General features: G+C 52.6%; 18 protein-coding genes. 15 read left to right on the top strand and 3 right to left on the bottom strand.

Annotated features, from left to right (window positions below):
* Positions 1–110: 110 nt before the first annotated feature.
* The 12 genes from fabZ to JOE25_RS06230 all read left to right on the top strand — a co-directional run bounded on the left by fabZ (position 111) and on the right by JOE25_RS06230 (position 16,595).
* Positions 111–566, top strand: a complete 456-nt coding sequence (gene fabZ, locus JOE25_RS06285) for a 3-hydroxyacyl-ACP dehydratase FabZ (protein ID WP_209633324.1) — start codon at positions 111–113, stop codon at positions 564–566.
* A gap of 36 nt (positions 567–602) precedes the next feature.
* Entirely contained in the window at positions 603–1,391 is a 789-nt protein-coding gene (locus tag JOE25_RS06280; protein ID WP_209633321.1) for a fused MFS/spermidine synthase, read from the top strand.
* Positions 1,392–1,439: 48 nt separating this feature from the next.
* Entirely contained in the window at positions 1,440–1,634 is a 195-nt protein-coding gene (locus JOE25_RS06275) for a ribbon-helix-helix protein, CopG family (RefSeq protein ID WP_037415083.1), read from the top strand.
* A gap of 518 nt (positions 1,635–2,152) precedes the next feature.
* Positions 2,153–2,677, top strand: coding sequence for a hypothetical protein (locus tag JOE25_RS06270; RefSeq protein ID WP_209633319.1), 525 nt, complete (start codon positions 2,153–2,155; stop codon positions 2,675–2,677).
* A 76-nt stretch (positions 2,678–2,753) separates the two neighbouring features.
* Complete coding sequence (locus JOE25_RS06265; protein WP_209633317.1) at positions 2,754–4,343, top strand: Hint domain-containing protein; 1,590 nt, start codon at positions 2,754–2,756, stop codon at positions 4,341–4,343.
* A 4-nt stretch (positions 4,344–4,347) separates the two neighbouring features.
* Positions 4,348–6,099, top strand: a complete 1,752-nt coding sequence (locus tag JOE25_RS06260) for a hypothetical protein (RefSeq protein ID WP_209633315.1) — start codon at positions 4,348–4,350, stop codon at positions 6,097–6,099.
* Entirely contained in the window at positions 6,096–7,526 is a 1,431-nt protein-coding gene (locus JOE25_RS06255; RefSeq protein WP_209633313.1) for a hypothetical protein, read from the top strand. The genes JOE25_RS06260 and JOE25_RS06255 overlap by 4 nt, the downstream gene beginning before the upstream one ends.
* Before the next feature lie 24 nt (positions 7,527–7,550).
* Positions 7,551–9,701 (top strand): hypothetical protein, encoded by a 2,151-nt coding sequence (locus tag JOE25_RS06250; RefSeq protein ID WP_209633311.1) that lies wholly within the window; start codon positions 7,551–7,553, stop codon positions 9,699–9,701.
* Between the two features lie 69 nt (positions 9,702–9,770).
* Positions 9,771–11,603, top strand: a complete 1,833-nt coding sequence (locus JOE25_RS06245) for a hypothetical protein (RefSeq protein WP_209633309.1) — start codon at positions 9,771–9,773, stop codon at positions 11,601–11,603.
* 13 nt (positions 11,604–11,616) lie between these two features.
* Positions 11,617–13,272 carry a hypothetical protein gene (locus tag JOE25_RS06240; RefSeq protein WP_209633307.1) on the top strand — a complete coding sequence of 552 codons (1,656 nt, stop codon included), beginning with the start codon at positions 11,617–11,619 and terminating at the stop codon, positions 13,270–13,272.
* Between the two features lie 10 nt (positions 13,273–13,282).
* Positions 13,283–15,193, top strand: a complete 1,911-nt coding sequence (locus JOE25_RS06235) for a hypothetical protein (RefSeq protein ID WP_209633306.1) — start codon at positions 13,283–13,285, stop codon at positions 15,191–15,193.
* Positions 15,174–16,595, top strand: coding sequence for a hypothetical protein (locus JOE25_RS06230; RefSeq protein ID WP_209633304.1), 1,422 nt, complete (start codon positions 15,174–15,176; stop codon positions 16,593–16,595). Before JOE25_RS06235 ends, JOE25_RS06230 begins: the two co-directional genes overlap by 20 nt.
* A gap of 7 nt (positions 16,596–16,602) precedes the next feature.
* Here the strand turns inward: JOE25_RS06230 and JOE25_RS06225 are convergent, their stop codons facing one another.
* Positions 16,603–17,214 carry a TetR/AcrR family transcriptional regulator gene (locus JOE25_RS06225; protein ID WP_209633302.1) on the bottom strand — a complete coding sequence of 204 codons (612 nt, stop codon included), beginning with the start codon at positions 17,212–17,214 and terminating at the stop codon, positions 16,603–16,605.
* 125 nt (positions 17,215–17,339) lie between these two features.
* Between JOE25_RS06225 and JOE25_RS06220 the strand changes: the two genes are divergently transcribed.
* Together JOE25_RS06220 and JOE25_RS06215 are read left to right on the top strand one after the other, a co-directional pair.
* Positions 17,340–18,356 carry an SDR family oxidoreductase gene (locus JOE25_RS06220; protein WP_209633300.1) on the top strand — a complete coding sequence of 339 codons (1,017 nt, stop codon included), beginning with the start codon at positions 17,340–17,342 and terminating at the stop codon, positions 18,354–18,356.
* Positions 18,357–18,464: 108 nt separating this feature from the next.
* Positions 18,465–18,866 carry a VOC family protein gene (locus JOE25_RS06215; RefSeq protein ID WP_209633298.1) on the top strand — a complete coding sequence of 134 codons (402 nt, stop codon included), beginning with the start codon at positions 18,465–18,467 and terminating at the stop codon, positions 18,864–18,866.
* Here JOE25_RS06215 and JOE25_RS06210 read toward each other — a convergent pair.
* Positions 18,845–20,281 (bottom strand): MFS transporter, encoded by a 1,437-nt coding sequence (locus JOE25_RS06210; protein ID WP_209633296.1) that lies wholly within the window; start codon positions 20,279–20,281, stop codon positions 18,845–18,847. The genes JOE25_RS06215 and JOE25_RS06210 overlap by 22 nt on opposite strands.
* 182 nt (positions 20,282–20,463) lie before the next feature.
* Here JOE25_RS06210 and JOE25_RS06205 point away from each other — a divergent pair, with 182 nt between their 5' ends.
* Positions 20,464–21,354: an alpha/beta hydrolase gene (locus JOE25_RS06205; protein WP_209633293.1), complete on the top strand. Its 891-nt coding sequence runs from the start codon at positions 20,464–20,466 to the stop codon at positions 21,352–21,354.
* 93 nt (positions 21,355–21,447) lie between these two features.
* Here the strand turns inward: JOE25_RS06205 and JOE25_RS06200 are convergent, their stop codons facing one another.
* Complete coding sequence (locus JOE25_RS06200) at positions 21,448–21,582, bottom strand: AcrZ family multidrug efflux pump-associated protein (RefSeq protein ID WP_209633291.1); 135 nt, start codon at positions 21,580–21,582, stop codon at positions 21,448–21,450.
* Between the last annotated feature and the right edge of the window lie 231 nt (positions 21,583–21,813).

Here is a 21,813-nt window from a genome sequence, read left to right as displayed (position 1 = left end):
ATTTCTATTAGTGCCATCTGATGATAATAACATTATAATGTTATTACACTTCGATAAGCGCAGAGGCGAGCGTAAGCCGAACGCTTCCGCTGACAGGACCTAGATAAATCATGCCGCTGAATGGTAATCCACTGCAGTACCAGGACGTTCAATCCATCCTGCCACACCGATTTCCCTGTCTGCTGGTCGATGGCATTCTGGCTGACGGCACTTCCATTGCGCAGGGGCGTCTCAGCGCCATCAAAAACATTACCGCCAATGAGCCCACATTTTGGGCCGGTCATCATCAGGTAAATGTATTTCCCGGAATATTGATGGTGGAAGCGCTGGCACAAAGCACCGGGCTGTTAGCCCATTACTATCTCAGCCCGCTGTTGCCGGGTGAACACTACTATTTTGCGGCCATTCATCATGCCCGCTTCTATCGTTCTGCCCGCCCCGGCGACCAGCTTCGTATGGACGTCGCCTTTGTTCGGCAACGTTCGGGCCTTGCCCGCTTTACAGGCCGCGCCACGGTCAATGGCCGCCGTATTTGTACTGCCGAATTTATGTGCGCCCGCAAGTAAGGTTGTTTTTTCTAATGGAGGCTCAACGAAAACGTTATGTCTTTGGTTGATAAATTGCTTAATACGCTGGATTTCTCTCCTCGTGGCCAGGTCATCGCCCGGGAACAAGATCACTGCGGTGAAATTATTGTGTCCGACCACAAAGGCTACCGAACCCTGCGTTTCGACGGTATCTGCGAGCAGAGCAAAATGTGTATTAGCGCACCGCAGGTGCCGGTTCACAATTACATTAAAACCATGCTGATGGCCGTGGCCTGGCAACCCCCTTCTGCTGCACTGATTCTGGGGTTGGGGGGTGGCGGCTTGGTGCGCGCACTGCACGCCTATGACGACAACATACTGCTGGAAGTGGTAGAGCTGCGTCAGGCAGTGGTGTCCGTTGCGCGTCAGTATTTCACGCTACCTGCCGACCAACGGGTGATTTTGCACGTCACGGATGCCGCCGATTATCTGCGGGCTAACGTAACGCGTTATTATGATTTGATTTTCTCTGACCTCTACAGCGCCTTTACGATGGATCCTCAGCAGGGCACCCAGCACTTTCTTGAACAGTGTGCCGCGCGGCTTTCGCCACAGGGTTGGCTCGTGCTGAATTACCATGAGGTCCCGGACGAGGACTCACTGCTGTACCACAGTTTGCACCGCGTATTTAACACCGTTTTGTACTGTGTAGCGCCCAGCGGCAATGTGATTATCTATGCGTCACCTGCCGATGTTGAAACGCCGCTAAACTTGCTGCGCCGCCTTTCTGCCGAGATTGGGCCGAGCTTCAATTGCGATCTTGGCTATCTGTCACGCAAAATTGAGCGGTTGCATTTTAGCTGAAACAACACGGCGCTCTTATTATTATTATCAATCTCTGGAGTCACCCTCATGGAAAAGAAAACGGCGCGTTTAACCGTACTCATTGATCCGGATAAGAAAAAAGCGTTGGAAGAGCTGTGTTTGCAGCAAGACGTCACCCCTTCCCAGGTGATCCGCCAGCTCATACGCGACTATCTGCACAAACACCAGGTTGAGTATCCTAGCCAACCAACCCACTCTAATCCGCGGGTAGATAACGTCTGAAAACAGCGCCAGGCCAGAAACGTTCACCGGTCAACACCTGGCGAACGTTTCAGTGTCCTTTCTGATTTTATATAATTATCAACGTATAAATATAACTATCGATGTATTTTTATGACTATTTTCGCTGCTTCATTAATTATTCATAAGAATTATTATTAACGAAATTCCTACCATGCAATTAATTCCCACGCTAATAAATTCAAATTATTTAAACCACCACAATCATTTCTTAAAGATCACCCTCCCCAATTCATTGATTTAATTTACTTAAAAGACAAGTTTAACAAATTAAAAACAAACCCCTTCTGTTTATTTGATTATTTAAAGTTTTTTTTCCTGTTTTTTAACGTGGTGATTTACATGAGTATCTCTCTTGAAAACAAAAAATACTTCATTTCTTTTTATGTGTCAGTTGATTTTTTAGTCGCCATTGCTATTGTTGAAGATGAGTAATTCATCGCTCCCAAAGCGACTCAAAAACCTTATTTTTATACTTAAAAATGTATAAGGACCTGACTATGCCTATAAAAAAATACGTCATTCTCGACAGTAATCCGTCTGCTGTTGGAAATAATGATTTCATCCTGTTAGGTTTAAAAAACACCGGTTTTGCCAGAGGTTGCCCAATGTTATTCGGGGGTACCGCAGATGCAAAAGACGGCCCGGTTGACGGTAAGAACTTCGCATTAAACGTAATCAAAAGAGAAACCTGGGAAGAGACTCTGCAAAATATTGAAGTCCAACAGGTTGTTCGTTATCAGGTTTACCCTAACGACATTAGTTTTTATACCAGTAAAGACTTTATCTTCACCGGGAAAGTTGCCCTGGGTGGTGAATTTGCCTGGATACGAAAAGTCAGCAAAGGAAAGTTGAAAGCCTATTTTAAGAGTAAACCTTCAGCGACCAAAGCGATGTTTGCACAAGAGTTATATGCCATGACGCTGGATCCTGATATTGACCCTACCGACGGTGAATTTGAGCAATATTTGGGTTCTGACAGTCTGAGCGCCATTTACTCTTACTGCAAAGAGACCTGTAAATAAGCGCAAGGCCAAAATTCTTTTTATCTCACACATTATCCCCTGCGTTTACATCTAAATATTATTGGGTGCTGATATTATGATCACACAAGGTTATACATCAGATGAAAAGAATATTGTCAAAAATGTCATCAGCAAATATACCAACACCGGGTTGTTTGTTATTGATCCCGGTGACCCCTTGCTGGCCAGTTTTTATGATATTCAACTCAAACTTGCCGGTCTCACCTCAGGGTACTCTCCGCAGTTCACCCAATGCTGGCAACAGACAAAGCAACTTAAACGCAGCGGCGGCCTGTTGAACGAGGCCAATAATGGCTCCGCTCAACCGGTCTACAGTATTGTGCGGTTGGATTCAACAGACGGCCGCAATTACCGTGCCGACGCCATTGGTTCCTTGCCGGTATCCGCCGCCAACGTGACGCAAACCCTGGGGTTGTTTGACGGCGAAGCGGTTAATGTCGGTACGGTGAACTACAACCAGGCTTATGTCTATGCCGCAGACTGTACCCTCAGCGCCAATGGCGTCTACCCAGGCAGCCAGATCGCTACCGACTATCCGGTCACGGTGATTTATACCTTTGCACAGACGATTGACAGAAACACAGTATACGGTGCAGAAATTATCACTACGCAAAGTTACCCCAAAGATATTTTCAATGAATCACCTCGAAGTATTATCAACCCGAATGAAATAAAGATTTGTTTAACCCGTGATGAACCCGACTGCGATTATCGGAATACCTATGACGGTTCAGTCAGAGTTCCCATTAAGGGAAATATCACCTATTTTGGCCAAATTGAACTCAACGGCGGCCAGCCGGTGAAAGCCAGTAACACCATTTATCTGATACGCACGCGGGCGGGTGGCGATCCCGTCACCCCTTTCGGCAACTACAATATTTTCACTTCCCCCAACACCCGAATTAATGGTAACAACATTTCCTGGGATTTGGACTGGCTTAAATTTAATCAGGTCAATTTCGAATCAGGTGAATGGATCTATTATGTTTTCAAGGTCATTCTTAACATTGACGGGAAAAGCATCGTTGCTTTTATTACCAATGCGCCGAAAGAGATTGAGCCAGATCAACGTTTTTTAAATACCGTACAGTTAAAACCGATGCGTATTGTGTACGGATGCCTGGCTGGCGACAGCAAAATTCTAATGCAGGATGGCAGTGAAAAATCGATTTCCGCGATTGATATTGGTGAAATTGTATTATCGAAAAATAATAAACCGCTCACCGTTGAGGCGGTCACCCGCGGCCAGGAACAGCATTATCTCGAGATCAACGTACGTAATAGCGCAGGTCAGACAAGAAATATCACTGCCAGTCTGGGGCACCCTTTCATTACACCGTCAGGCGTAGTCATCGCCCGAGAATTAACCCCATCCAGTAAATTAATCACCCTGGATGGCGAAAGCGAAATCATTAGCATTGTTCAACAGCAGGGTGATCTGAACGTCTACAATCTGCAACTCTCCTCCGCCGACGGGCACTACACCGATAACACCCTGTACGCCAACGGCATATTGGTGGGTGATATCCAGATGCAAAGAGTCTATGAGGATGAATATCATCAGCGGCCCGCGAACGTGCTGAACAAACTGCCAAAAGAATGGCATCAGGATTATCAGAACCATCTCAATAAAGCGGGGAAATAATCTCATGTATGAGGGATACCCGGACTTTCAGCAGATTATCGTCACTGACAAGCAAAGATTTATTGCCGCTTATCGGCAAAACGACGCCTACTTTTTATACCCCGAATCCGTCAGTATTCTGGTGGCAGACCCACTGGCGTTTTCTTTGGATATTGTCCGCAGCCCCAGTACCGACAGCGTCTACGGCTGGTTGAATTTCACGACCGAATTGCAGTATGCCGGCGAGCAAAGTTTGGCTGACTTCAAACGGCAGCACCCGGATAAAGCCATTAAGGTACTGCCCATATTACCCGGCAGCCTGGGGTTTGACGTCCCTATTGACTATCACAGCCCCCTCAGCGGGCAAAGCTATGACGCCACTTGGTATTCGGCGCAGTGCGCTCAATTTATTATTTTGCTCAATTCGGCCAGCACCGAGCTGATTGAGAAAACGCTGCGGGATGAAACCCTCGGTTTTAATGCCCGTCTGGACGGCTTTGTTGAGGGCGTCTCGCCCCGTCTGGCCTACTCCGTCGAATGTGATCCCAGGGCGTTGATGCTTGATTTAGCCGCCGGGGTCAAGGGTTCACAGGCGCTCGGCGACAATCGGGTAGCCTTTGATTACGGCCAGCTAACACAGTATCTCTATCAAAATATTGCTTTGTTGCCGCTGCAAATCAGCCCCCCTTTACCGATAAAGGATCCCGAACACAACCTGCTTTTCAGCCAGGCATTACTTGATCGGCTATACAATCTGCTGGGCTCCCCCTACGCCGGTCCGGCCTCCAGTAACACGGCGATGATCGCCCTGACGGTTCCTGCTCAAGGCGGCCGGGTGATTTTCAACCTCGATTCGCTGGTGCTGAGCCGACGTCCTCTGTGCTTCATACTGGATCCCTTTGCCGCTGCGCAGCAAATCGTCAAAGCCACCCCCGATGCCATTATTCACCGTTCAACGGCCCCACCATTGCCCTCAGGCGAGAGGGAGATCAACGTCTTTTACGCCTACCCGCCTGGGCTGAAAAGCAGCGTGTCTATCGATATTCAGCTAACCGTACCGGGTGGTGATATTTACCCCGTGGAGCAGACGCAAACCAAGGTGCTGACGCCGGAGCAAAGTCGATTGATTTTCCGCTTCAGAACCAGCGCGTTGGAAGCGGCGCCTTTCTTCTACCAAATTCGGGTCAACTATTCACAGGATGGCCGTTGGCTCACGCTGAGCAGCGAACTGCGCTCCTGCGCCCAGCCTGCGCTGGTACTCGATTACACCGCGCTGCCCTGCCAATTTATGACGATCAGTATTGATCCGGGCTTTGCCCGGCAAAGCCGAATTAGCGGGCTTTATCATTCCGCCGGCTGGCTGCAGGATTTGGCGTTAACCGCGGCAGCCCCCTATTTCAGCTGTCCCATTCTCGGCGACGAAACCTATGCCGAAGCGACGGCCTACCAGCTAGGCGACACCGGCGTTGTCGTATTGCCCATGCCGATAACCCAAGCCACCACCATTGGTGCCTATAGCTTCCCACAATTTGGTGCACAGCAGGCGCGTATCACCGTCCATTTTCCGGACAACCTGCCCACATTCAAGGTGACGTTCCAGCAGCAAAACGAAAGCCGCACGACGGATCACATCTTCACCCACCAGCAGGACAGCTTCAAATATCAATGGAACGTTACCTCTATTTTTGCAGCCGGATTTCGTTACAAACCCGAGGGTAGCCCATGGTCCGAGATTGTGACCGGCGATCAAACGATTGATGTCAAAGGTGAAAAATGAATACTGACGAGTTGAACCCGCAACAAACATTGCAGAATTTTTTCCTGCTTGGCCGGGCCTTTGCGTTCCACGACCAAAGCCTGCCTGCTGAGTGCTACACCTACGGCAGTTTCATACCCCAGGTGGTGCTGGACACCCCGGGTGGCAAGGTCAGCGCACTGCATTTGCTGACCAGCCCCGGTGGCGGCCTCGCGACCTTCATCGCTCCCAATATGCCGGTCGATACGGCGGCGATAGAAGCTTATATCCGCCAGCATTTCATTCCTGCGCCGAAACCGATCCGCCTGGAACAAGGGGATATTCGCCAGACCTTGTTCCTGCGTTTTGCTCGCCAGCCTGAATCTGACAGTTATAACGTCGAGTTTGAACAATCCAAAATACCCCTGACGCATACCGAGTCAGCGTTGTTGGACAATGCCATTCGCGGAGCCAAAAACCAGGTTTACCTGGTGACGCACAGCAAGTTCAACGTCAGCAGCCGCGTCACCGCCAGCCTGGAAACGGACTGGGTGGCCTTTTTGACCCTGGCATTCAACCAACAGGCTCGCCAGCCAGAGGCCATTGCCATTCTGCTTAACCAACAGATTGACGCCGGCGTGGTCACTCTGTTGGAGCAGTTCGACAATGCCCCGTCGGAGCAGACCCGCGAACTGGTCAGAAACGCGCTGGTGAAAACCGCATCGCAATTGGTCAGCAACACGCTGCGAAATATCCACTCCATAGATGAAATCCCCAACCAGCTCAGCTATGACGTGAAATACAGCAATAGCGTACCGCAAAGCTATTTACTCGCGCAGCAGCAGGATATCGCCACCCTGCTTGGTCAACTGCCTGCCGACAGCATTATCACCTTTACACCAACGCCGTTGCCGGAGCCCAGCCGACCGGACAAACCGATCAAAAATCGGCAGTGCGTGGTCAGCCTGGGGTTCAACCCTAATGGCTTCAATATTATGTCGATCGAACTGCGCTATGCGGGTGAACAAACGCCTATGCCATGGCCCAGCTTCCCGCCGGTGACGTTAAAAACGCCATCCCCGGTCAGCGAAATCACCCTCAAAGTGACCTTTTCCGACTATTCAAGCTATGAAAAATCGCTCGTCTGGCAAGACGCTATCGCACTTACCCCGCAAGACCTGGGTTTTTACAGCGTGCTGTTTGAGGCAGAACACCTGAAGGCTGATTTCAAAACCCTTTCCGGCAGTGCCAGCTACACCCCCGCCGGCCAGGGCAAAAAGCAGAACTTTAGCTTTGCGTTTCCCGCCCAGCCCTGGCTGGCCAACTGGTGGATCAATGCGCATTCAGCCGGACTGAACGGCCGAATCGAGTACCGCTGGCAAGGAAAAACCGCGTCGATCTTCCCGAAAACCTACGACTCTGGCCCGCAACAGGCCAGCGCAAGCCCCATCAAACTGCAATACAAGTAGTCACATAAACAAGAGGAACACCCTATGTTAACCACCGCTTTGCAGCAATCGGTCAAAATTCCCACGGATAAATACCTGGGTATTAAAGAGTGCGCCTATACCTGTTACGGAGACAGCCTCGACAAGGACATTTTTTACGTGGTGCCTGAAACACCAGTGTTTGTCGCCAGGGATACGAACAGTCCGAGCTTTATGTTTTACAAGTATCGCAGCGAAGATACACAGGGCGGTTATGCGCAATTTACCGTGATGTTGCCGTTCCCACCGGTAGACCTGCAGGCCAAAATCCGCGCCCAGCTATTTGGCAATATCCAAAGCCAACTGGAGGCGAAATCGGCCCTGATCGTCAAGTATGTCAAAGCAGAACAGGACTACACTGCAGATCCCGAAAATGCGACCAAAAAAGCGACAATGGACACTGCGCTGCGTAACAGTGGCCTGAACGATGAACAGGCCAGCAAGTTTGTCGCCCTGTACGATCCCAACAAGGGTCCTGACCAGTTCCTTGCTCAGTTATTGCCGGAAAATGCCGAAAAAATCAAACTGATGCAACCTAGATATACTTCGGCGCAGGCGTCTTTGATTCTGGACAGCAACGACAAATTCTACCGCCAGATCCCGACCACGCTGTCGCCATCCGGCCTGGGTGATAACAATACCGTTTTCAGCCTGTCGCTGACCGGTGAAGGCGCGACCTTGTTCGAACAGGTGCTGCAAGGCACAGACAAAAACTCCAGCGTGGGGATTCGCTTCGACTTCAACCTGGATGCCTCTTTGCCGGCGGCCAAGGTCACCGTCAGCTACGACAGCGAAATCACCAAGTCGGTGACGCAAAGCATCAGTTATCACACTTGGTCGGCCGATGAGAAAAAGATCGAGCGTGAATATATCGAAAAAGGCGCCATCAAAATCGACGTTCAGGTCGGGCTGACCGCGAAGGAAATGGGAATGGACGATGCCCAGTACATCAAGTGGAAAGAGGGTCTGACCGCCTGGGGCCAGAAACAGGTCGAACAGATTCTAAGCAGCCAAACCGGGCTGGACATGAGCCTCGAATTGCTCAATGACGCCGACGGTTTTGATAAATTCCAATCCAGCCTCAAAGAAACCAAAAGCTTTACCCGGGTCTATGATGAAAACTCCGTGGTTTCCTTCGCTATCGCGCCACAGACCCAGTTACCCTCTATCCGGTCCATCGTCGGCGAAGCCAATCTTAAAGAGTACTTTAAAGAGTACGACCTCAACGATCCTTTCTACCAGTACATACAGCCCGAATTTTTCGTTACCGACGATTTGGCGCAATATAACGTCGCCAATATCGTGGTGACCGCCATCTACGATAAGGACAACCAGAGCACCCTGCAGTTTTCCCCCAACGACAGCACGCCGAAAAAAACCGGCAAATGGTTTATCAAACCCGAGCTGGGCCGTGCATTTAAATATTCCTACACCGTCAACTTTACCGGCCTGCAGGCTAAACCCTACCATTCTGGCGAAATTCAGAGCGATCAGGATCTGATTATCTCCATTAACGTGGCCGAATGCGGCATCGTGTATGCCGATATCTCTACGTTACTCAACCCTACGGGCTGGAAAGTCTTCAGCCAGGTGGTGATCAAAACGCAATATTCCGATCCGGACAAGGGGATCAAACTCAAGACTGACAATCAGGTGGTTAATGAATCTACACCGCCCAGACCCTTTATTTATCCGATTGGCGTCGACGTGGATAAACCGATTTATTTCTCCACCGACTACTATGCCCTGGATGGCGATAGCCTGACCTATATTCCCAGCGGGGTAGAAACCAGCCCGCAACTGCCGGGTTATGGGTTGATCCGCGGTCATCAGATTCTGGTCGCCAATGCCCTGCCGAAGGCGCAGAAGTACACCATTATCTTTAAGCCAAGTCAGAAAGATATCTCGCTGATCACCTATGAGATGGTGATTTACTACCCCAAATGGAATTTCACGCAGTCCCAATCCCTGGCCCTGACCGAGTTCGATACTAAATCCCTCACCCAATATCTGACCTTTGATCTAATGCAGGTCGAAGCTGACAACGTACCGCAGATCAAATACATCGCCACGGTGTACTACGGCGACAACAACCAGGAAAAAACCGTCGAAAAACCTGTGACGGGCACGAGCACCATCGTCGTGGTGACGTTCTAATCGGTACACACAACGCAGGGCAACGTGATGTTGCCCTGCCTTCACCATTTATCAAATGGGATTGTCGCTATGAACAGCCAAATCGTAGTGCAAAACATCTGTTTTATCCGAGCCGACCCGGACAGACCCATTTATTACTATTGCGCGGCTGCGCCGGGCATTAGCGTTATCGATGGAAACCAGCCCGCCGTCCAACTGCAGATTTTCCGCAACAGCAGTCAACCGGCCACGGTTTACTATGCCATGCTGTCGCTGCAAACCCAGTTGACCAGCAGCCTTGAGGCCGCCCAGGCGGCGGCAGCAGCCAGCTCGGAGATGCCTCGCGATGCGATATTATTGCCATTACAGGCCATAGCCTGCAGCGCCACTCTGGACATCCCCGGCTTTGTCGCCGGTCAAACCAGCAAAACGTCATTGAGCGACCAACAAAACTGCTATCTGCTGGCCAAACTCCCCGCGGAGGCCGATATCGCCCTGCTGGCGAGCCTGATGGCAACGCCCGCCACCGCGCCCATCGCCATCAGCTACAAAATTGACTACCTGCAACAGCTGCCGCCGGCCACTTTCGAACTGGAGGCCCGCTGGGACCAGGTTTATCAGTTTCTGCAGGAGTCTGTCGGCTTCAACCTGTTGATATTCTCCGTCGATATCGAGGAAACCTCGTCGCGACTCATCAGCGAAAAAGTCGTGACCATTAAAGTCAGAGACACCGATCCCGACGGCCACTTTGCGCAGGCGGCGGCTGAACTGACGCAGATCCTGACCAGTGAGTTTTTTACTCCGGTGTTTGCCGAGGTGCCGCAACAAGCCAAGCCAAAGGCCGGGTTTTATTTGCAACGGCTGTCGGTTGAGGATATCGATCAGCGACGTTTAAGCGGCAAGCTGAGCGAAACCACGGTAGTGAAACGCTCGCTCTATCCGCAGGCGTTATTCGCCGAGTTGGTCGCCGGTACCGACTATCAGGCCGATCGGGTGATCAGTCAACGCGATCTGCAGGATGACTTCTTCGCCCACCGTGAAGTTCGGATCCATCTGCTGTCGGATGAGTTGGATGCGAATGTCCAACTGGTGACGGCCCGTTTGCGTTATGGCAAGGACAACAAGCAGTTCACCTTCCGTAAAGACGATATCGAGCCTAAAACCTTCAGGTCGCCCAGTATTACCGATCCGAAAACAGGAAAAATGCTGTGGCCCGTCGACTATGACTTCACCGTCTATCTCAATCAGGCGGTGGGCGGCGTGAGATCGGTCAATTCCGGCCCACTGCACACCGAATTGAATGACGTCTATCTAGACATTGAGTCGCTGTATGGCCGTTATGATTTTGTCATCAAGGCAGCCAGTCAATTTGACTGGCGCTGGTACCAGTCAGTGTTGGTCACCCTGCGCTGCCGCCATATGAAACTGCCGGCATCCAGCCTGTCGAAAAGTTTCCAGATTAGCGAGACATCGCAGCAGCATGACTATCCGGTCATGCTACCCAACCCCGACCTCTACCTGTTTGAGGTCATCAAAGAGTACAGCTGCGCCGCCAATTCGCCCCATATCCCTGCGGTGCTGAGCGAACCCACCAGCCAGGATGTGTACCTGTTCTCCCGCCTTTACCAGCAACGGGTATTGACGCTGTCCGCCAACATGGACTGGCAGCAGGTCGAAATGGTGCTGGTCTCAGCCAGCTATGCCTACCTGCCTGGTGATGACGACATTTTGCAGCAGGTGTTTCAGTTTACCGAATCCGATGCCGCTCCCCAGCGGTTCAGCGCCGACCAAATCGACCCGCTACGCCTTAGCGTCGACCTGGAGATCTGGTTCACCTACCAACCGGGCCAGCAAGGGGATAAACCCGAGTACGTCCAAACCTCAACCGTTCAAGACGGTATCGATATCGCCAACCTCAATTAATTAAGGAAACGCCATGTTATTACTCAGAGCAAGAACCGCTACCATCAAAAACATCACCTTCTTTGCCGATGACTCCGATGACAATCAGTTCTGGTATTTACCCGGTGATATCCATATCGCAGAAAAAGATGGAAAACCGATTTTTTCACTGATTAAGTACACCGGCGACAACACCGGTCAACAAGGGGGTTACCTCAATTTCGAGGTCAACACCGCCATCGATCCCGCCGTACTGGACAGCGCCTTCAACGAATACCTACGGAAACTGAAAGTTGACCCGAAAACCGCCCGTAAGGCGCAGGTCCCCTATGACAAAGGCACGGTAAACTTTTTTGTGCTTGATGTGGGTAGCACCAACGGCGAGTTGATCAGCGCACAGTGCCCCAGCCTGTTTGGCAATAACAGCGCCATTTTCAGCGCTAAACTGACGCCGCAGCAGGCGGTGATCCTCGAATCCGCGTTTAATAAGGCGCAGGCACCGGCCGCCGTGGCCTATAACCTCGGTTTTACCGGCATCACTCCGGCGTTAAAAGTTGAAGTCGAGGCCAAGTTTGAAAGCCTCTACAAGGAATTTGATCTTAAATTTGGCGCCAACATCCCAATCCCGGTTGAAACCCCCGCCAGTTTCTGGCTGGGTTTTGACAGCGTGATCAAGAAGTTGCAGCAGGACCAGAAGTTGATCATCAAAGTGACCGAAAGCATGCCGAGCGAAGAGGCAGCCAAAGAAAAAGAATGGGCGCTGCAATTCGTCAAAGAAGAGATCTTGAAAAGCTTCTTCACCGCCTCGCTCAAACCTAATGACGACAGCAATACCCAGGCCAAATCGGCCAGCGACTCCATTTTGGACTCGCTGATTTCGAGCAATAAAGAGGGGGAAGAAGGCGGCAAAGGTGGACTGTTCCCCAGCGCCTCTCTGGAGATAAAACTGGTGCGGATCGAAGAAACCAAGAGCCTCAACTTCAATTACGTTTCCTCGAAGGCCCTCAGCCAATCTGCCGTGCCGCAAAACTTCATCGGCAGCGATATCCTGCGCGCCAAAAAGGAGCCTCCTTACTTTATTGAAGTTAACGTCAACGACCCTTTCTACCAAAAAATCGATTTCACCGTGCTGGGGCCAGACGGTTTTGACGAGTACGGTATTAAAGCGGCCACCTTCAAAATCAGCTACAACCAGCAGGTTTATACGGCAGAGCCCTTCATCGCCGACGACGGTAAATGGAGCAAGGTCATTTCCCGCAGCAGAGACATTAATGAACTCTTTGTGATCGACAGCGAATATGCCTTCAAGTCTGCCGCGACCACAGGTTGGGAAGGCAGCAGCAGCTATCAGCCGCGGTCGGTCTCAGCTTCCACCCTGCTGAACCTTGATCCCGGTTCGGTGTTGACCTTCAACGAGATCTCGATTTTCCTCGACCGAAAATTTTCTTGGGAAAATTACAATCAGGTGATTGTCGAACTGACCTATCTGGACGACAAACAGAGCCGCAAAACCAAAAAATACCTGTTTAACCCAGATAAGACCGAAGAGCAGACTTTCAAGTATCGCTGCCTGACCGAGAAACCCTGGAAGGTCGGCTACAAAATCACCTACCTGCTGGTCGGCGGTGACAGCGTCACGCGGGATGGCACCGAAAACCCACCGGCCATCGTTATTCCGGCCGTGGCATAGGTGACTGACGATGGTCGAACGCAATGCAGTATTACCAGCGGCATGGAACGCCCTGGTAAGTGCCCTGTGCCAAAAAGCACCCTATTTACGGACCACGCTGGTGCCCGAGATCGCCCGTTTCAGCCAGGCTCGCCTGGCTTCAGGCTGCCTGTCCGCCGCCTTTAACACCAGCCTGCTGGGGTATAACGGTTGCCCACTCGAGTTCACCGTTTCGTCATCAAAGCCGCTGGCGCTTGCCTGTACCTTGGATCCTTTTTTGCCTCGCTACGCGGAAAACCGCGGCATCGACGCTTTTTATCGACACAGCCAAAAGATCACCGCCTCACCCGTTGAGCCGGATGTTGAACGCTGTTTTGCCGAGATAGGCCACATGCAGCGCCAAAGCGCTCAGCCCTTGAGGTTCGGCTCTTGGTTGGGGCGAAAATATACCCCGGAGGGGGTTAAAACCAAGGTGTACTCGGAGGTGCCTGCAGATTGTGCCTGGCCAGGTGGCGTGGCGGATTATCCTGCGGCCTGTCGAGACGTGGGTTTGTCTTTATTGATGATCGGCTATTATCCGCAGCTGCCGGCCTCACCCCGTGAATACTATTTTCAATGGCACAGCGCGCTCATCACCCACGCAGATATTGCTGCGGTAATGGCCTTTTTTGGCTGTGGGATGCTGTTCTCTACGCTGTCCCCCTTGCTGGAATGCGCCCTGTTGCAAACCTTGTGTCGCGAGGGTTTTCCCCCCACGACCTACGGTTTTAGCCTGGCCTATGCCCCAGGCGGTGAACTGGAAAGTTTTACCTTGTTCACCATGGCGGCCAGTTTCTTTGGTGATAACCAGCGCGTATTCCCGGCACTGCAAGCCTTATTGGCGCAAAGCGGCCAGGCCTTGCCCTTATTGCAACAGGCGGTGGATAAGCAGCTTGACCTGCAGTTTAACGTGGTCGGTTTTTCGGTTGATCTGCAAGGGCATAACGCCACCAGCTGTACCTTCAGCCCGCAAAATACCTGCTTTGAGGCGTTGCCGCTGGAGTCTACCCCGGTGGTGATCATGCCTGGCAAACCGGCGCTGGCGACATTACTGGCGCAACAGTGTGCCAGCGGCGCCTTTGCCGCCCATGTCAGAACGCCTGACGGACGCTGGCATCAGGATGAAAACGCCTTTGTGACTGCACAGGTGTTGCGCACCCTGGATTACACCTCGCAGACCGCCCCCTTTATTGAGAAGGCGCTCGATTTTTTGCTGGCTTGCGAGGCCCGCCCGTTCCACTTCAGGTTTTGGCCGAACGCTGCCCATCCGCGCTGGATGGCGAACCAGAGTATCTGCGCAGATATTGACGACACCGCCATTATTACCGAGCTGTTGTACAAGTTTGGCCGCATTTCGTTGTCGCGGGTTAGCCAGACGATTTCACAGATGAACGGCTATCAGGTACGCCGGGTCGATCCGCGGCAGCCCGCCGAACAGCACCAATGGGCGGAATGTCAAAGTTTTCATACCTGGATGAAGGACGACAACGACATCCGCCAGTTGGATTGCTGTGTAAATACCAACGCGCTGATCCTGCTCAACACGCTGACAAGCGGAAACGGTGCCGTATTGCCGGCCTACCGACGCATTATTCAGATGTTGAATCAGGCAGTGCAATGGAGTGACGGCCGTTACGATCGGCTCAGTAGGCTAACCCCCTATTACGCTCATCCCGGCGAATGGCGCACCACCCTGGAGTACGCCAGGCAAACGGGGATCCCGCAACTTTCCCCCGTGATTGACGCATTGGCCCGTTGGCAATGGCCCGCTGAACCCTTGGAAAGCCCGCTGTACCGTCGGCACGACGGGCGCTTTCTCTGGACCTCTTCCTGCCTGAACCAATTCAGAACGCTGGCCCAAACCGAATGTACTGAGGATAACCATGAATACCTTTCTCAATGACCTGGTGACACTGAACCAAATTATTCTGCAGAATGCGCGCGAACAGTTTCCTGACGTCGCCGCCAAACAGTTGCGCTATCGGCGAGCAGCGCCGATGGCGGCAAATGACCTCACCGCCGAGGTCTGCACCGAGATCGTTTCAGGCGAAACGCGCTACCAGATTGCCACCAGCACCGACGGCACCCATTGGAGCATGAAACTGGACTTCACCCTCAGCCGTCAGGTGCCGCAAGTTCCCTATGTGGTGCTGAGTTTCACTTCCTTCGGCAGCGCCGAAGAGATGATCTTCAATCAGGTGCTGCTGACGTCACAGGAAAACCGCTACCATGCGCAGCTTGACCTGCAGCGACTGGAGCAACGTGACGCCTTACTGCGAGCCTTATCCGACTACGATGCGCAGACCACGCTGGTGGTCGCGATTAAAACCGAGCACGGCATCACCAATACCGTCACCGATCCCAAGATTTTCTACTTCGCCGAAAACTACTACCCGTATATTTATCAGGGCATCCTGCCGCCACCGCCACGCCTGCAACTGATCCTGACTCCGCTGGAGTATCAGCAACTGTGGTACAACTACTACCAGGATTATGTACGCAAAAATTATCTTTACTACCTGCCCGATACCTTCCTGTTGGCCACCGATACCGACGGTAAACCCATGCTGTCGATCGCCTTCTCAGCCCCTGAACACGCCACCTCATTGGGAGACGTCCAGGTGACCTTTGACTACTTCCTGTTACCCAAGGTAAGTCAGGGCAGAATTGCTAACGCCACAGAACAGTTTTCGCAAATGCAGGCGGACGCCAGGCTGGTCCCGTTCGCTAATGCCGATACGCTGATGTTGCAGTTGGCGTTGCCCGATGGCAAAACGGAGGAGAAGAATGCGCTGATCAATCTGCAAAGTGGCATTGTCGATTCCTTCACGCTGCCCGCTCAGCAATTTGCGCTGATATGGGACGCGTTATTCGATCGCTCACCGCAAAACCTGCTGCTCAAAGGTTATTTGGCGGTGCAATTCATCGGTTTCAATCCGGATCATTTGCCGGTGATGTTGGCGCTGGACGCCAAATACCAGAACAAGGTGCGCGACTTTATCAAACAGACCGCGCCGGTGGACATCTACAAAACCCTGGAGTTCAGAAGTGACAGCGGGGCTTACGATCCGTCAGGGCCACGCCCGATCAAACGCATTTTGGTCAACATCGACAATCAAACGATCGAGCTGAATAAAGAGCACCCCAACCATGACGTCACGGTCAAAGTTTCAGCACTGGATCTGATCCTCAATCCGGATAAAAAGCTGGTTTATCATTATGATTTGCAGGTTTACTACGTCGACGGTGGCATGACGCCCTACTACGATAAAACCTCCAGCTTTGAGATTATTTACGTGCCGTGATGACTTGTCAGTCTGCCGCTGAAAGCAGGCTACGTAAAAACAGCATGATCAACCGGCCTGTTGGATCGGCGCCCGGGCGACTGCGCTGCAAAGCCAGCCCGTGCGCCATTGCCATCAAGGCCGACGCCAATTCATTAGGGTCTGCCGGCGGCGTCTTTCCCCTTTGCTGAAACAGCGAGCCAATCACCGTGCCAATTTTTGCCTGGTGCGCATCCCAAACACGTTGATACTCAACGGCAAAGGCCGGGCTGCGCTTCGCATGCAATTGCAGTTCAATCGATAATGTACACCAGTCGACCTCCTGATTCAGGGTTGCCGACCATCCTTCAAGCGCGGCTAACACCTGGCTCGCATCAGCGGTGCGATTTTGGGTCAGGCGAGAGAGTTGCGCGGCCTCCGCTTCCATATGCCGCTGCAAAAGCTGCAGCAGCAGATCTTCCTTGGAAGCGAAATTGGAATAAAAAGCCCCCTGTGAGTAACCCGCCTGGTTGACGATATCGCGGATTGAGGTACCACCGTAGCCCCCAGAAACGAATAATTGTCGGGCGGTCTCGATCAAGCGTTCGCGGGTCTGCTGTTGGCTCTCCTCGCGGGTTAGCCGTTTTTTTGTCGTTTTCATCTGGGTCAACTTTACGCGGATTATCCATGCTCTTAATGCATTTAAAATATCACTTGATATTTCAAACCGCCACCTCTAGATTTAAATATCACTTGAACTTTGAAAACCCACTCAAGATATCCATCATGATGAAAACAAAAACGGCGTTTGTGACCGGAGCGACAGGCCTGCTCGGCAATAACCTGGTCCGTGAACTTGTCTCCCAGGGGATAGCGGTCAAGGCACTGGTACGCTCTCTGGAAAAAGGCCGCAAACAGTTTGGAACGACCGAAGGTATTGAATTAGTTGCCGGCGACATGACTGACGTGAATGCCTTTGCCGAACACCTGCACGGCTGTGACGTCCTGTTTCATACCGCCGCCTATTTTCGTGATAATTACAAGGGAGGCAGTCACTGGGCTCAATTGAAAGCGGTCAACATCACCGGCACTGAGCACCTACTGAATCAGGCTTACCGGTGCGGCGTGCGCCGTTTTGTCCATGCCTCCTCGATAGCCGTGCTCAACGGTGAACCAGGAGCGCCGATCGACGAAACCTGTTTGCGACGTCCCCAGGATGCCGATGATTATTACCGCAGTAAAATACTGGCGGATGACATAGTCTTAGAATTCCTGCGGCAGCACCCGCAAATGAACGGCAGCCTGATCTTGCCGGGATGGATGTGGGGCCCAGGCGATCTTGGCCCTACGTCTTCCGGTCAGTTAGCGAATGACGTCATGCACGGTAAACTGCCAGGCTTGGCCGCGGGGAGCTTTTCCGTGGTCGACGCGCGGGATGTCGCACTGGCGATGATCCTGGCAGCAGAGCGAGGTAGACGCGGTGAGCGCTATTTGGCCGCTGGACGACATATCACCATGCACCAGTTGGTGCCACTGCTGGGGAAGATTGCCGGAGTCAAAACACCCAAACGCACGCTGCCAATGCCGCTACTCTACGTGCTGGCGACACTCCAGGAGGCCTATGCTCGCCTCAGCGGCAAACCCGTCTTACTCAGCATGGCCACGGTACGTCTAATGGTAAAAGAAGCTAATCGCTCCCATTTCAATCACGCGAAAAGTGAGCGAGAGCTGGGCCTCACATTCCGTCCGCTGGAGCAGACACTTCAGGATACCCTGGCGTGGTTGCGCAATAATGGGCAGTAAACACCGGATGTCATCATGCTTTTTGGGCAATCACCTGTATCGCCCATTTGGCTTGATCTAAAACATCTCAACGTATCGATGCCGTTCACTGGCGTGGAAGGAGAATACATGTTTAGTCATATCACCGTCGGCGTCAGCGATCTGGACAAAGCCACTGCGTTTTACGATGCCATTTTGCTGCCTTTAGGGTTAACACAACGCCCGGTCACGCCGGATGGCGGCCCCGCGGCACGTTGCTGGGTTGTGCCGGAACACGCCTTGCCACGATTTTACGCTTATCAGCCCTATAATCGGCAGCCGGCCAGCGCGGGCAACGGCAGCATGGTGGCGTTCGCTGCCCACAGTGAGCAGCAGGTTCGTGACGCCTATGCCGCCGGGATCGCCGCGGGCGGCATATCGGAAGGCGAGGCCGGCGAGCGCCCTCACTATGGCCTGGGCTATTTTGGCGCTTACCTGCGCGATCCGGATGGCAATAAAATTCATATCGCTTACCGGGGGGACCTGTTGTAATCGGGCCCCTGCTTACCGATCGTATTCGTCCTGAGGGTCATCACCAGCGCGATGGCCGCTAAGGCTCCAGCCGCCAGGAACGTCACACGCATGCCATTTGACACGGCATCCGCTGTTGCCAGCTTAATGTCACCGGTGTTCGCCGCCAGCATGAACAGTGCCCCCATGGCGGAAGCACCGGTGATCAACCCAAGATTGCGTGAGAGATTGATCATGCCAGAGATCACGCCGCGCTGTTCAGGGGCGGCATGCGTCATCAGTGACGTATTGTTGGCGACCTGAAATAACGCGTATCCCAGGGTGATCAAACACAGTGGCACCAGATAACCCAAGACGCCCTGTTTTATCGACATCATCGCCATGACGCCTGCCCCGGCGGCCATGATCGCCAGACCCGCAGCAGTGACGCTGTATACGCCCATACGATCGACCCACCGGCCTGCAGGCACACCGAGCAAAGCCGCCACGGTCGGACCGGCAGACATTGCCAACCCGGCCTGTCCCACCGGCAGTCCCAATCCACGCGTCAGATAGAATGGCCCCACGACCAGCGTTGTCATCATCACCGTCATCACCAGCGCACTCATCGTCAGCCCAATACCCAACCCCGGCTGCCTGAACAGCGCCAGTTGTATGAGGGGAGATGCGGTGACGTTTTCCAGCCGCACGAATAACCCCGCCCCCAATGCGGCACACAGCAGCAATGCCACATTAATGACGCCAAAATCACCACGCCCCAGCGTCATAGACAGGGCATAGCAGGCCAGCGTTATCCCCAGCAGCAAGGTGCCGGGCAGATCAAACCGGCCGCACTCTTTTTGTGAAGGCTGGCGCCTCTTGGGCAAAAAGCGATAAGCCAGAATAAACGCCAGCAGACCCACAGGAATGTTAACCAGGAACATTGCCCGCCAACCAAAAGCATAAAGCAATGCACCGCCGAGCGACGGGCCCAACGCCGTGCCGATCGCCGACATGCTGCCAAGCAGCCCCATGGCACGCCCGGTGTTGTCTTTATCGACTGTCTCACCCACCAACGCCATGGTCATCGCCATCATGACTGCGGCTCCCAACCCTTGCACAATCCGCGCCGCCAACAGCGGCCACACACCCGGTGCAACGGCGCACAGGCCAGACGCGAAGGTAAAGAGTGCAATTCCCAGCAACAATAGACGTCGTCGCCCTATTCGATCCCCCAAACGCCCTATGGCGATAATGGATGTAGTGATAGCCAGCAGATAGACAATAACGACCCACTGAACCGCCTGGAAAGAGGTATTGAATGCCTGTGCCAGCGTAGGCAAACCCACGTTGGCAATGCTGGCCCCCAACGATGAGACCAACATTGACAGGGACAGGCTGGTGAGAAGCCCGCGTAGGTGTGTACTGCCGGTGGCGTGTTGAACATTAAGCTTCATCGCGTTTTCTCCTGAAAGAATCTTTCAGAAGCCTATGCCAACGCAGGACATGGCGGAAGACGCAGCACATGCAGTTTATTAATGCATCCAACGCCATGTCATGGTTGCCAGAAACCCGCATTAAGGCGCAAGCACCAAAACCACTTCAGGCAGATGATGGGGAAACTGCTTAAGGAGACGTGATGAAAATAGACCTGATGTTTGATGACCTGTCGGCACGCGCCGTGCAATACAATGCGCGCGCTTCGGTCGATGATTTTGACGCCTGTATGGCGCAATACGCAGCGCTGGCTACCCAGGCCAAAGCGGAAACGCCAGGGATCTATGACCTCCATTACGGCATGGGTACCGCAGAACGCCTGGATCTGTTCCCGGCAGCCAATCAGCCTGCACCGCTATTGGTGTTTATTCACGGCGGTTATTGGCATTCCCAGCGCAAAGAGGAAGCCTGTTCAATGGCAGCCAGTTTCACGCGCCACGGTGTTGCCGTTGCCACCATAGAATACACCTTGCAACCGGAAGCCACGCTGGCTGAAATCGTCCGTGAGGTGCGCAGTGCCATCGCCTGGCTCTATCACCATGCCCATCAATATGGCGTCGATCCTGAGCGCATTTTTGTCAGTGGCAGCTCGGCGGGCGGTCATCTGGCTGGCATGTTGATCGCCGATGACTGGCAGCATCTTTATCAGGTACCGGTCAATGTCATCAAAGGTGCACTGGCGTTGAGTGGCTTGTACGACATTCGTCCGTTATGTGATATCTACGTGAATGACTGGATGCGTCTCACGCCAGAGCAGGCAGCAACGCTTAGCCCACTGTTTATGCTGCCGGAAAAGGCCAATGCGCCGCAGATCCTGCTCGACGTCGGTGCCAAAGAAACGCAGGGGTTTAAAAACCAAACCTTGGCCTATTACACCGCCTGCCGGGAAAAGGGGCTCGACGTCAGGCGGCTGGAAGATCGGCATAGCAATCATTTCACGCTGGTAAACGCACTGGCTAATCCTGACAGCGACATGTTCAAACACGTGATGGCGATGATTATGTCATCTGCGCGTGCAAGGCAGACGGCATAACATGGGGTGCGATGGGTATCTAAAACCTGCGGTTTTGTGACGACGTTGCTTTAAACCTGCATCGGGGGGCATTGCGCCCCCTGAGCATGAAAATCAGTCTCTTTTTTTGCCAATGGCAGAGAAAATATTACACAGCTCACCCAAGCCATAAATCGAGCCGAGCAACACGGCTATCATTACTGGCACCAGGATCACCACGGTTGCCAAACTTTCAATCATTTCTAACATCGCTTTCTCCTGGTTTTTAAGCAGAGGAATACCTTTCCAGAAAGGGGTATTTCCCTGGAATTTCTTAAGGTTATTTTTGCTTGATTTCAATCTGTGACGGAGATCACAACCTTACGTCGCTAATGTAACTTACACAGTTGCATTACCGCAATGCAAAAAAATGCTCTCTCCAGGGCTTTGGGGGGCGTTCACCCTATGGCCTGAAAAGGCATAATAATGATGAGCCTTAGG

The organism is Serratia sp. PL17, from assembly GCF_017832355.1.
Lineage (GTDB): Bacteria > Pseudomonadota > Gammaproteobacteria > Enterobacterales > Enterobacteriaceae > Serratia.
This window is presented reverse-complemented; position numbering and strand designations above follow the sequence as displayed.